Origin of the sequence: Halalkalibacter kiskunsagensis, from assembly GCF_037027555.1 — a bacterium.
In the GTDB taxonomy this organism is placed as follows: Bacteria; Bacillota; Bacilli; order Bacillales; family Bacillaceae_D; genus Halalkalibacter; species Halalkalibacter kiskunsagensis.
The window spans coordinates 1-12,006 of the sequence record NZ_JAXBLX010000052.1; the positions used below are offsets into that span (position 1 = coordinate 1).

A 12,006-nucleotide genomic window follows, 5' to 3' on the forward strand; every position below is an offset into this window, starting at 1 on the left:
GTGAAGGGAGTCGAACCCCCACGTCATAAGACACTAGATCCTAAGTCTAGCGCGTCTGCCAATTCCGCCACACCCGCGTATAAATGGTATTTCTCTAAAAATACCTTAAATGGTGAGCCATGAAGGATTCGAACCTTCGACCCTCTGATTAAAAGTCAGATGCTCTACCAACTGAGCTAATGGCTCTTAAAAAAATGGTGGCTCAGGACGGAATCGAACCGCCGACACATGGATTTTCAGTCCATTGCTCTACCGACTGAGCTACTGAGCCAACTTTTAAATTTAAATGGCGGTCCGGACGGGACTCGAACCCGCGACCTCCTGCGTGACAGGCAGGCATTCTAACCAACTGAACTACCGGACCAATGGTATTGCGGGGGACGGATTTGAACCGCCGACCTTCGGGTTATGAGCCCGACGAGCTACCAGACTGCTCCACCCCGCGTCGTTTTAAAGTAAACGGATGATGTTGTTTCAATGAAGTTGTCTCTTCCTCTACTAGTTACGCTTCGAAGTGTATGCGTCGAGACATGTCGATGTTTATTCGACGATGTTTCACTCCATGCTCCACCCCGCGTCGTTACAAGAACATTTATGGTGGAGGATGACGGGATCGAACCGCCGACCCCCTGCTTGTAAGGCAGGTGCTCTCCCAGCTGAGCTAATCCTCCAATTTATAAAATGGTGACCCGTACGGGATTCGAACCCGTGTTACCGCCGTGAAAGGGCGGTGTCTTAACCGCTTGACCAACGGGCCAAAAATATGGCTCCACAGGTAGGACTCGAACCTACGACCGATCGGTTAACAGCCGATAGCTCTACCACTGAGCTACTGTGGAACATGAATGGTGGGCCTAAGTGGACTCGAACCACCGACCTCACGCTTATCAGGCGTGCGCTCTAACCAGCTGAGCTATAGGCCCCAATAATTATTGGAGCGGGTGATGAGAATCGAACTCACATCATCAGCTTGGAAGGCTGAGGTTTTACCACTAAACTACACCCGCATATTCGTAATGGTCGGGAAGACAGGATTTGAACCTGCGACCCCCTGGTCCCAAACCAGGTGCTCTACCAAGCTGAGCCACTTCCCGGTATAGATGGTGCGCCCTGAGAGATTCGAACTCCCGACTTTTTGATTCGAAGTCAAACACTCTATCCAGCTGAGCTAAGGGCGCATGAGTTTTTTGTACCAAGGGTTGGATTGAGTTATTCCCCCGTCAAATGTCCTTGGTGGATCCTGTAGGACTCGAACCTACGACCGATCGGTTATGAGCCGACTGCTCTGACCAACTGAGCTAAGGATCCAATTTAAAATAGCGGCGGAGGGAGTCGAACCCACGACCTCACGGGTATGAACCGTACGCTCTAGCCAGCTGAGCTACACCGCCATAACATTATATTGGTGGAGCCTAGCGGGATCGAACCGCTGACCTCCTGCGTGCAAGGCAGGCGCTCTCCCAGCTGAGCTAAGGCCCCAATATATATATAATAGAAGATTACCAATATCCTCATATAAAGAAGGAAACAAGTAACTCCCCTCTTCCTGCCAAAAAATATGATAGTAATTTAACTTATCTCTACCACTATGCTTTTCCCGGCTCAGATTTACTACTTTACCATAAGATAATTCAAATAACAATAGTAGGTTGGAATTTTTTTGTCCTAGCCCCATTAGTCGATTTAGTAAATAGGAATCGTTTGGCAAGGTGATACAATGTATGAATCGTTTCGTGAGGACTATTTACGTACCGAATCAGTCGTCATCTATGATCTAATTGTAAAAACAGATTGTAATAACGGTTTCAGACATTATTACATCCCACGAACGAAGGAATGGTAGTTTAGTATACAACAAATACGAGGCCACCTATACCGTTGACTATGAAAATGATCAAATGAAGCTAACATCTTGGATTAGCGAAATGATTCACTAACTATATGAAATGAATAAACGTCTGTTCAGGGAAAAAACAAATTCACTCTCCCAACACCAAGAAATGCCTGCCACATGACAACTGTGGCAGGCACCTACATTAAATTCGCTGAATCACAAATTCAAATTCCATATCTTCATTTGATTTAATCAAATGCTCGTCATGTACCGGAGCGCCCCAGCTATCGTCTCCACCTACACCCATTTGTTTACCTGCTATCGTTACAACGGTGTAATGGATATTTGGCAGCTCATAATGATGATTGGCATTCTCTAATTCAAAAGCAGTATATGGAGAGAAATTACATTCCACCGGCTTATTCACAGAGGAGATTTTAATGCCTTGTCCCTCCATATTTGTCAGGTTTACTCTACGTACTCCAGTGCGGTTACCAGACTCTTGTGGCATGATATAACTAGCTAAATTGTCCTTCACCGTATTTTTGAATGTACCTAGTCTTGCCCCCATAGACCGGTCAGAGTAATTCTCTTCTGGTCCCATAGCATACCAATCCAATTGATCATAATCTGCTGAAACCTTAAAAGATATAGCGAATATTGGCATCTGTGGCAAGTCCGCCGCAGCGCCGTGATAAGATGACTTGACCGTAATGCTTCCATCCAGCTTAACCGAATAGGCAATCTTAACCTTAATATCATTATTAATCGACAATCGATAAGTAAAAGCAACCGTCACGTGGCCACTCTCTTCCTCCACATCCACTCCCACACACTTTCGCGCAAGACTCGCTGTGTACCAACACCCTGAATGAAATCCTTGAGAAAAGCCTCGATCATTATCCGTAGTAGCTCTCCAAAACAACGGTGCAGGAGGAATTTCTATCATTTCCTTCCCTCCGTACTTAATGGAAATTAAGCTGCCTACTTGTTTAGAGAACAAGATACTGAAATCAGAACCGTGTACTCCAATATTTACATCACCATGGACAACCCGCATATTCCCGTTACCAGTAGCAGATGTTGGCGTTACCACATCTTCTATACTCTCGTTAAAAATATGTTGTCCGAATGCTACCTCATGTTTCACTTTGGCACATGCCGTATCCTCTTTCAGCGTAAATGCGACATGGACACAGTATTCTCCTGGCGCCCCCATTACATCGGCAGGCCAATCAAATTGGACTTCTCCCTCACTTTGCGGAGCTACAGCAACTTCAGTCGTACCGCTGTAAAACACCTTACCATCGAGATACAAGGTGTACTCTAAATGATAATGACTTGTATCAATAAAAAGATTATCATTTCGTACCTTCACACGATCTTGACCAACGTCTAGTTTTAGATTCTGATACAAGAATTTCACTTCCTGCATTTTGGGTGTTACCACTCGGTTTGCGTATACAATTCCATTCCCACAGAAGTGATAATCTGTAGGGCGATCCCCAAAGTCTCCACCAAATGCTTGAAATTCCTGACCATACCGATCCTTTTTTACAAGTGTTTGGTCCATGTAATCCCAAATAAAGCCACCTTGATACATAGGATACTTTTGCTCAAGGTCTGTATATTTGTACATACCACCGACGGAATTCCCCATTGCGTGCATATATTCACAGCTAATATACGGCTTATCCGGATCGTTAGTTAAGTACTCCTCAATGTCTGCCGGTTTAGCGTACATGCGGCTTTCTATATCACTCGTATCATTGTACTCACGATCATAGAATACACCCTCATAGTGAACGAGGCGACTTGGGTCAGCAGACTTAAAATATTTGCTTACATTAAGTATAACTTCACCAGCGTAAGACTCATTCCCACAAGACCAGATTAAAATAGATGGATGGTTCTTATCCCGTTCCACCATAGATATGGCTCTGTCCATCACAATGTCTTGCCATTCAGGCTTATTTCCTGGCACATTCCAAGATGGCTCAACGGCACCCATTTTTTGCCACGAACCATGCGTTTCTAAGTTCATTTCATCAATCACATATACACCATATTCATCACACAACTCATACCAATAGCTTTGATTCGGATAGTGGGATGTACGAACAGCATTAATGTTATTTTGTTTCAATGTCTTAATATCCCAAAGCATATCTTCCTTCGTAATCGTCCGACCAGTGCGACAGTTAAATTCATGACGATTTACACCTTTAAAAACAATGCGCTCACCATTTAAATACATGATCTTATCTTTCAGTTCAAATTTTCGAAAGCCAACCTTTTGTGGAATCACCTCTACCAAGCTACCAGACTCGTTATATACTTGAACATATAATGTATACAAATATGGATGTTCTGCACTCCATAATTTGGGCCCTTCTGCAGGTATGGAGAGAGTCCACTTTTCATCATCGGAAGCCTTAGCATTGCCACGAGCTACTTCATGTCCTTTTGCATCATACAACTCAGCCACTACCTTCGTGCCACTAGGGGCAGGAGAAAGGAACGTTAGATCAGCCTCTAGTGTGCCACTATCATATGACGGACTCAGCTTTGTACGAACATGCACATCATAGACATGAATTTCCGGTACAGTGTAAAGATAAACATCCCGAAAAATCCCTGAGAATCTCCAGAAGTCCTGGTCCTCTAGCCAGCTACCAGTACTTCGTTGGAATACTTCAACTGCCAATTTGTTTTCCCCGTCAACAAGATAAGGAGTTAAATCAAACTCAGCTGGGGTAAAGCTGTCTTCACTATATCCTATAAATTCTCCATTCACCCATACATAAAAAGCTGATTCTACTCCTTGAAAGGAGATATGTACACGCTTACCATTTTTCATATTTTCAGGCAAATGAAAATGTTTTACGTAGCTTCCCACTTGGTTTTTATCGATAGGAATTTCGGGTGGACGAATGTCATTATGACCGTCCCACGGGTACATCGTGTTTACATATTGCGGGGCTCCATACCCTTGAAGCTGAATGTGGCCAGGCACGGAAATATCTCCCCATCCAGCACACTGAAAATCAAGCTCATAAAATTTCTCAGGACGATTTGCCGCATTAACAGCATAATGAAATTTCCAACTCCCGTTCAAATCATGTCTTAATGCCATTGAATCGCTAGTCGTTGCTTCCTTCATTGATTCAAAATAAAGATGATCCGAATGGGCCGGAAGACGATTTACTGCAAATTTAGTTAGATCTGTTAACCATTGAATACTAGGCTTTGTTGTCATATTTACTAAACACACCCTTATTAAAAAATATTCATCGAGACACTGAGTCAGGTTGTTTTTCTGACTTTTTCAGTGCCTTTATTACTATCCTTTGACTGATCCCATCATACCAGCAACGAAGTGTTTCTGCATAAGGAAGAAGATGAAAGCTGTCGGTAGCGTTGCAATAACAATTGCTGTCATAATGACTCCAAAATCAGGTGAATAACTCGATCCTAGGTTCGAGATAAGCAATGGGATCGTCATTTTATCTGGAGACTGTAACACAACTAATGGCCACAAATAGTTATTCCAGCTAGCCATAAACGTAATAATGGCCGCCGCTGCATAGGTTGTTTTCATAGTTGGAACGTAAATTCTAAAAAACACTCCAATTTCTGTTAACCCATCAATCCGTCCAGCCTCAAGCAATTCCTTAGGGAACATTTTCGTGCTTTGGCGGAAGAAAAAGATGAGAAAGGCCGTTGTAAGTGTAGGCAAAACAACTGATGCCAGTGTATTAATGCCAATGAAAGGAACCGCTTGGGAAAACCCAGCAAACATACGAAACAGTGGTACCATTAAAGCTGCAAAAGGGATCATCATCGATAGTAGTAAAATATTAAATACAACATCTGTTGACTTACTTCGATAGATTTCAAATCCGTACCCTGCTAAAGATGCTATGAGAAGAGAAAGAACCGTTGTTGAAATTGATATCTTTGCAGAATTCATTAAAGACGGTACGAGATTAACTGACGCTAGTAAATTTTGAAAGTTTTCCAAGAGGTGCGTTCCAGGTAATAATCTACCTTTTGTCACATCCACCGATCTATTGGTGGCACTAACGATCATCCACAAGAATGGGAAAATAGAGACGATAGAAGCTCCCGTTAGAAACGCATAGATGAATATTCGTTTAAGTTTAGCCATTTTTATCACCTGCTACTTTGAACTGAATGATAGAGAAAAAGACAATCATAACTACAATTGCGTACGAGACTGTCGCCGCATAACCAAAATCCGGTGTATATTCAAATGAAAGATTATAAATGTATTGAGAAATGGTGAGGGTTGCATTTCCTGGTCCTCCACCTGTAATATTCATAACTTCATCAAATAATTGAAGGGTACCAATGGTCGAAACGATGGAAGTAAATAAGATAATCGGCTTCAGCATCGGTATTGTGATTTTAAAGAACTGCTGGAAAGCATTTGCCCCATCAATCTTTGCCGCTTCATAAATAGAGTTATCAATGTTTTGAAGAGCAGATAAGTAAAAAATCATGTTGTAGCCTGTCCAACGCCATGTGATGGCAATAATGATTGTTATTTTTGCCCAGAAAGGATCTGTCATCCACTGAATAGGCTGGGAAATGATCGCCAAGTTCATGAGCATGATATTAACTAACCCGTCTGAGCCAAACAAATATTTAAAAATAACGGAATAAGCAACCAACGAGGTTACACACGGCAAAAAGATTGCTGTACGGTAAAAACCTTTAAACTTTAGTTTTTTATCATTCAATAAAACAGAGATGATTAAAGCAAAAATAATCATTGCTGGCACTTGAACAAGAAGAAAGATGACTGTATTTCTAACGGCTGCATGGAAGGTAGGATCTCCAAATAAACGCCGATAATTATCTAATCCAACGTATTGCAGGTTGACCCCTGCCCCCGATTGAAAAGACAACAATAGGGCTTGAACCATTGGGTAAAAGTAAAATAAGCTAATAAGAAAAACAGACAAGCCGATAAAAGACCAGCGGATAATAGCCTTTTTTGTTTGAAGACTATTTCTTGATTTTTTTTGTGGAACCGGAAGATCGGGCTTCTTCGGTTCAATATCCTGATTTTCCTTCGTCATTGCTGGAATCATAAAGTCACTCCTTACCTTTCTATAAAAGAAAAGAGCTTCGGAGCAACACACCTGATGCACCAAATCGATCCCATCGCTACGGAATTGGCGAATCTGGCGAGTTGCCGAGGCCCAATCTCTTATTTTCTTAATAGAATAGATGCCTAGACTTAGTAGGTGGACAATTATTTAATTTGTGCTTCTGCTTGTTTTTGAGCATCTGAAAGAACGCTATCAATATCTTTTCCCTTGAGGTAATTCTGCATTTCTACAACTAAAATGTCTTCAATGGCATAGGTGTGTAATCCATAGTTCACTTGTGGAATTGCTTCAGACCATTTAGAGAAATCAGCAAGAATTTGTTGACCTCCAAAGAATTCATCTTCCACCAAATAAGCCTCCCCTTCAGAAGCAGGGTTGTACGTACCCATTGCACCAATTTCTGTTACGAAATTTTGGTACAGTTCGACATTTGATCCGAACGTTTTTGCTAAGAAATCAACAGCATGTTCCGCTCCATCGATATCAAGGACGTACCATGAGCTACCACCTAGGTTGGAAGCGTTAACAGAATTAGGCATATCAGGAATTCTAGGCTGTGCAACAACCGCCCAATTTCCAGATTGAGATTCTTCTGCTTTTACAGAAGGTGTGATCCAGTTACCTGTCACTACTGATGCAACGTCTCCGCTATTAAATCCTGCTAAGAGTTGACTCCAGTCAGAAACTGGTTTCACTAAATCAGAATCGATCAATTCTTTGTATACAGCAAAGGCTTCTTTCAGTTCTTCGTTGCCCTCTAAATTAGGGGTTGTCCCATCTTCTTTCAAATACCATGAACCACTCGATTGAATCATCATTCGAATAAGACCTAGATCATTTGGATCAAGTGTAATCATGTGCTTTCCTGTTGCTTCTTTTACTTTTTTACCGATTTCAATGTACTCATTCCAATCGATATCAGTAACATCATCTACTGTATATCCTGCTTGCTCTAAATAATCTGTTCGTACATACATTCCTGTAACCCCAGTGTCAAATGGGAGTCCGTAGTTATCCTCACCAACACTAGTTGGAGCAATTTTATATTGCGCAAAATCACTTGTGTCAAAAGAACCAGTTAATTTGTGGAATGAATCTGGATACGCTTGAAGGAAGCTTTGTGCACGGTAATCTTCAATTAACACAATATTAGGTAATCCTGTTGTCGTTCCAGAGCTTAGGCTTGTGTTTAACTTTTGGATAATATCATTTTGAGCATGTTCAATAATTTCAATTTCAAGATCAGCATTTTCAGAAGCATAAGCCTCTTTCGCCAAGTTCATAGCCTTAATATTAAAGTTCGGATCCCATGCCCAGACTGTAATTTTTTCTACTTCTTCTCCAGAAGCTGCATCGTTTGATCCAGATGAACAGGCAGCCAACATCATGAAACTTACTAAAAACAATCCAATCACTATTTGTTTCAATTTACTTCCCCCCGCGTCTTAGTAATTTTAATTTTGTAAGCGGTTTCTCTTACAATATTCATGTTATCACCTGCCTGAATACTTCTGTTAGGACGATCTATTCATATATTTGTGATATTTTTATATTTTTCTTTTTTAGTGTTTATTAGATTTGTATTATTTTTGGATTTTATAATAATTTTTATCCTTCGTCCGTTGGAAGGGTGATTCTGACCTTAGTCCCTTCTCCTAACTCGCTCGTTATCGTCACACTATATGGCTCACCATAGATGATTTGAATACGATCATGAACATTTCGTACACCAATACCACTAAAAAGCTGCTGGTTACGCTTCGTATTCGGTAATTTACTTTCGTTTGACACTTCCATTCCATCCCCGTTATCTGCAATTTCACAAATTAGCATATCCCCTTCTTGCCATATGAGAACATTAATGTATCCCTCCACCTTGTGGTTAAAAGCATGAAAAAAGGAATTTTCAACGAAAGGTTGGAGTATAAGCTTTGGAATACGATAGTCCACACAATTGGGATCTACGAAATAATGAACCTTAATTCGATTTCCATAACGTTTTTGATTAATAAACACGTAGTTTTTTAAGTTATCTAATTCTTGATTGACTGTTATTGTTTCACTCACTTGACCAATGGTGTTTTGTAAGAGAGAGATCAGTGCATTTATTGTCTTAGCAGAGTCATCTTTATCCCCTTGTTGTACCATAAATTTGATGGAGGCAAGAGTATTGTATAAAAAGTGAGGATTAATCTGTTGCTGAAGTGCAGCAAGCTCAGCTTTCCGTTTTTGCTTTTGCGAAAGGACAAGCTGATCCACATACTCATGTAACTCATCGAGCATGTCGTTGAAGGCATTCCCTATTTGTTTCGTTTCATACATACCTGAGACGGAAACGTACTGGTGAAACTGTTGTTTCGGTACATTTTCAATTTGTTTTACTAGATTGGATAACGAATTTGTCATTTTTCGAGAGATGAAAAATACAATAATCAGTGCGATGAAAACAATGCCCATACTTATAAGGAAGATGGCCTTTTTATCTATGAAGTTTCCAATTGCCGTTTTTTTATCAATTAGATTTAATAAATACATATCGTAATTAGGGAGGTATTGTGACAAAACAATATAGTCATCCCCCATAAAATTAGCATTAATATGGTCTTCTGATTCTTGTGCAAGCCTTACTGCATAACCAAGAAGGTCTTCTGCTTCTTCCCCAATCAGCTCCGTCCGATTACTAGACACGATAACACTCGAATTGTTAAGAACAAACACATCATTACCCGGACTTGTAAAACCAGTATAGAACTGTCTAAATTCACTTTCTTTAATGGCAAAATACATGACACCATTTATGTTTCCCGACATCCGTTCCATAAAGGCTCTAGAAGCGACAATATAATTGTCCTCCATCAAAACGGACTCACCCTTATGGTTGTAGGAATGATATTTCAGCCACTTCGGTTCATTAAGTGTGGCAATGGTTATGACATTATTTTCTAATTCTTCATCTGTTATAGGCCAAAAAGTACGATGATCCGTAGCATACGTCATACCGTTGTTGCCCATTACCATAATTCCTACCTCATAGGCACCAAAAGTGGATTTTATTTGTTCCATCTGAACATTCAGGTCATAGTAAACTCTCATCAATTCGGCATTTGTATAATCTTCTGTAAGAATACGCTTCATCGTATTATTTTGTAATAGATTGTTTGATGCGCTGACAACAGAGTAATTAAAAGACTCAAAGCTTTCCTTTATCTGGTTGACTACTTTTGAATTTGTAATGCTAAACGTTTCAACGAAGAAGTTCTCTGACATGCGAACTGTAGTCCAAGTGATAATAACTGTTACGCTAATAATGCTAATAACCGTAATGAGGAACATAATACTGAACATACCACTATACTTTAAACGACCTAGTATTTTTCTCATAAAAAACATCTCATCTCTTATCTCAATTGTTGTTTTCTTCGGTATTGGCTTGGAGACATACCAGTTATTTTCTTAAAAACCTTGCAGAAATAACTATGATCCGAATAACCAACCTTACTGCCTATTTCCGAAATAGCTGATGAATTTTCAGCTAAAAGCTTTGACGCTTCTTCAATTCGAATCTTATTTAAATATTCAATAAAACTTTCTTTATTATTTGTTGCAAAATAGTTCGATAGATAGGATGGATTAAAATGAAAATGTTTTGCCACTTCTGTTAGGGTGATTGGCTCTGTGTAATGTTTGGCAATATACTGCATGATCATCTTCATATTTGGATTCCCAGTTTGATTTTTGCTTAAAGCAATTTGTTTTTTCGCGCCCAAAAGAAAATCGTTCCACTCTTGCAGAACCTCTCTAGCATTTTCTGCCTCATCTATTGATCTAAAATAAGTATATTTCGCTTTATCCAACTCGTTCATATCGTAATTCAAATTGCTAAGAAGGATGGTGATGTTAAAAATAATGTTATTGAAAAAGGATTTAAACTCGTACACATCCGTCGTATAACAGCTAGAAAAAGATGATACATGCTCCTCTAAATAAGTAAAGGCTGACTCAAACTGCCCTCTTTTAAACTCACTTGTAAACCAATCCAAGTTAAAGCTCTCGCACGTTGACAATTGATTCATTAGGTCTTCATGACTCAAAAATGGCAGGTCTGGAAAATAGAATTTATACTTCAACAAATTCAAGAGATCCTCATTATAAGCAGTTGCTAAATCGTTAATAGTAGTAAACTCCTTTGACAGTGTAAAAGAGGTACCCTTCTTTGAGGCCGCTAGTTTTTTTGTGAATGTACTCACATTAGAGACCTCATCTTTGTCCATGTTGAGAAGGAATACAAGAAAGTACTTCTCAGGTCTAAAGGAGTGAAATTGAATTTTGCTTAGGTGAAGACTTAGTTCTTTTTCTATTTCCTCTTGCTTATCAGAAATATAAATAGACATTTCATTAGATAGATGATTTTCAAATTTCACACCTACTAAACAATAGTGGTCATAGGGGAAAGATTGGGATAGGAGTTCCGACACATGATCGACCTCATAACCAGAAATCAATTTGATAATGATTTGCTCCATTGATAAATTGGTGTCTAGCACCTTATCTGCTAATTGAAAATCAGGCATTCTGCTCACTGCTTTTTTTAACGCATCTAAAAGGATTTGTCCATCAAGCTTCGGCTTTAAAATATAGTCAACGACGCCACTTTGGAAAGTGGATCGTACGTAGTCAAATTCTCCAAAACTACTTAGAATGATGACCTCAATATGTGGATACTTCGCCTTCACGCCCCTCGTCAATTCTTCCCCATCCATAATAGGCATCACAATGTCAGTAATGACTATGTGCGGATCAGTAGCTGAAATGAGCTCTAAGGCTTCTTGTCCGTTCGAGGCCTCCCCGACAACTTGAAAGCCTTCCTGTTCCCAATTTATATAATGCTTAATCCCTTGTCTTATCAATAATTCATCGTCAACAATAATTACCCTACATAATTCTTCGTGTATCAATGTGCTCACTCCTTATTGTGGCGACGCTTTCTTAATATATAGGAATATTATAAACCTTTGGCGAATTTTTGTTGAA

General features: G+C 39.9%; 6 protein-coding genes and 14 tRNA genes. All 20 read right to left on the bottom strand.

Annotation, left to right across the window (positions count from 1 at the left end):
* Nucleotides 1-110 precede the first annotated feature (110 nt).
* The 20 genes from SLH51_RS20925 to SLH51_RS21020 all read right to left on the bottom strand — a co-directional run bounded on the left by SLH51_RS20925 (nucleotide 111) and on the right by SLH51_RS21020 (nucleotide 11,939).
* Nucleotides 111-186, bottom strand: a tRNA-Lys gene (locus SLH51_RS20925).
* Nucleotides 187-195: 9 nt separating this feature from the next.
* Nucleotides 196-271 (bottom strand) — tRNA-Phe (locus SLH51_RS20930).
* 16 nt (nucleotides 272-287) lie between these two features.
* Nucleotides 288-364 (bottom strand) — tRNA-Asp (locus SLH51_RS20935).
* A gap of 7 nt (nucleotides 365-371) precedes the next feature.
* Nucleotides 372-445: transfer RNA gene (locus SLH51_RS20940), tRNA-Met, on the bottom strand.
* A 150-nt stretch (nucleotides 446-595) separates the two neighbouring features.
* A tRNA-Val gene (locus SLH51_RS20945) sits at nucleotides 596-671 on the bottom strand.
* A gap of 11 nt (nucleotides 672-682) precedes the next feature.
* Nucleotides 683-757 (bottom strand) — tRNA-Glu (locus SLH51_RS20950).
* Between the two features lie 7 nt (nucleotides 758-764).
* Nucleotides 765-839: transfer RNA gene (locus SLH51_RS20955), tRNA-Asn, on the bottom strand.
* A gap of 7 nt (nucleotides 840-846) precedes the next feature.
* Nucleotides 847-923 (bottom strand) — tRNA-Ile (locus tag SLH51_RS20960).
* 10 nt (nucleotides 924-933) lie between these two features.
* Nucleotides 934-1,007: transfer RNA gene (locus SLH51_RS20965), tRNA-Gly, on the bottom strand.
* A gap of 10 nt (nucleotides 1,008-1,017) precedes the next feature.
* A tRNA-Pro gene (locus tag SLH51_RS20970) sits at nucleotides 1,018-1,094 on the bottom strand.
* A 7-nt stretch (nucleotides 1,095-1,101) separates the two neighbouring features.
* Nucleotides 1,102-1,178 (bottom strand) — tRNA-Arg (locus tag SLH51_RS20975).
* Nucleotides 1,179-1,231: 53 nt separating this feature from the next.
* Nucleotides 1,232-1,308, bottom strand: a tRNA-Ile gene (locus SLH51_RS20980).
* 9 nt (nucleotides 1,309-1,317) lie between these two features.
* A tRNA-Met gene (locus SLH51_RS20985) sits at nucleotides 1,318-1,391 on the bottom strand.
* A 12-nt stretch (nucleotides 1,392-1,403) separates the two neighbouring features.
* Nucleotides 1,404-1,479: transfer RNA gene (locus SLH51_RS20990), tRNA-Ala, on the bottom strand.
* A gap of 557 nt (nucleotides 1,480-2,036) precedes the next feature.
* On the bottom strand, nucleotides 2,037-5,093 hold the full coding sequence (gene lacZ, locus SLH51_RS20995) for a beta-galactosidase, LacZ type (protein WP_335963472.1): 3,057 nt from the start codon (nucleotides 5,091-5,093) through the stop codon (nucleotides 2,037-2,039).
* Nucleotides 5,094-5,177: 84 nt separating this feature from the next.
* A complete protein-coding gene (locus tag SLH51_RS21000; RefSeq protein ID WP_335963473.1) occupies nucleotides 5,178-6,005 on the bottom strand; it encodes a carbohydrate ABC transporter permease in 828 nt (275 codons plus the stop codon).
* On the bottom strand, nucleotides 5,998-6,954 hold the full coding sequence (locus SLH51_RS21005) for a carbohydrate ABC transporter permease (protein WP_335963474.1): 957 nt from the start codon (nucleotides 6,952-6,954) through the stop codon (nucleotides 5,998-6,000). Before SLH51_RS21005 ends, SLH51_RS21000 begins: the two co-directional genes overlap by 8 nt.
* A 164-nt stretch (nucleotides 6,955-7,118) precedes the next feature.
* Complete coding sequence (locus tag SLH51_RS21010) at nucleotides 7,119-8,363, bottom strand: ABC transporter substrate-binding protein (RefSeq protein WP_390183754.1); 1,245 nt, start codon at nucleotides 8,361-8,363, stop codon at nucleotides 7,119-7,121.
* A 220-nt stretch (nucleotides 8,364-8,583) separates the two neighbouring features.
* Complete coding sequence (locus SLH51_RS21015; protein WP_335963476.1) at nucleotides 8,584-10,356, bottom strand: sensor histidine kinase; 1,773 nt, start codon at nucleotides 10,354-10,356, stop codon at nucleotides 8,584-8,586.
* Nucleotides 10,357-10,373: 17 nt separating this feature from the next.
* A complete protein-coding gene (locus tag SLH51_RS21020; RefSeq protein WP_390183752.1) occupies nucleotides 10,374-11,939 on the bottom strand; it encodes a response regulator transcription factor in 1,566 nt (521 codons plus the stop codon).
* Nucleotides 11,940-12,006 lie beyond the last annotated feature (67 nt).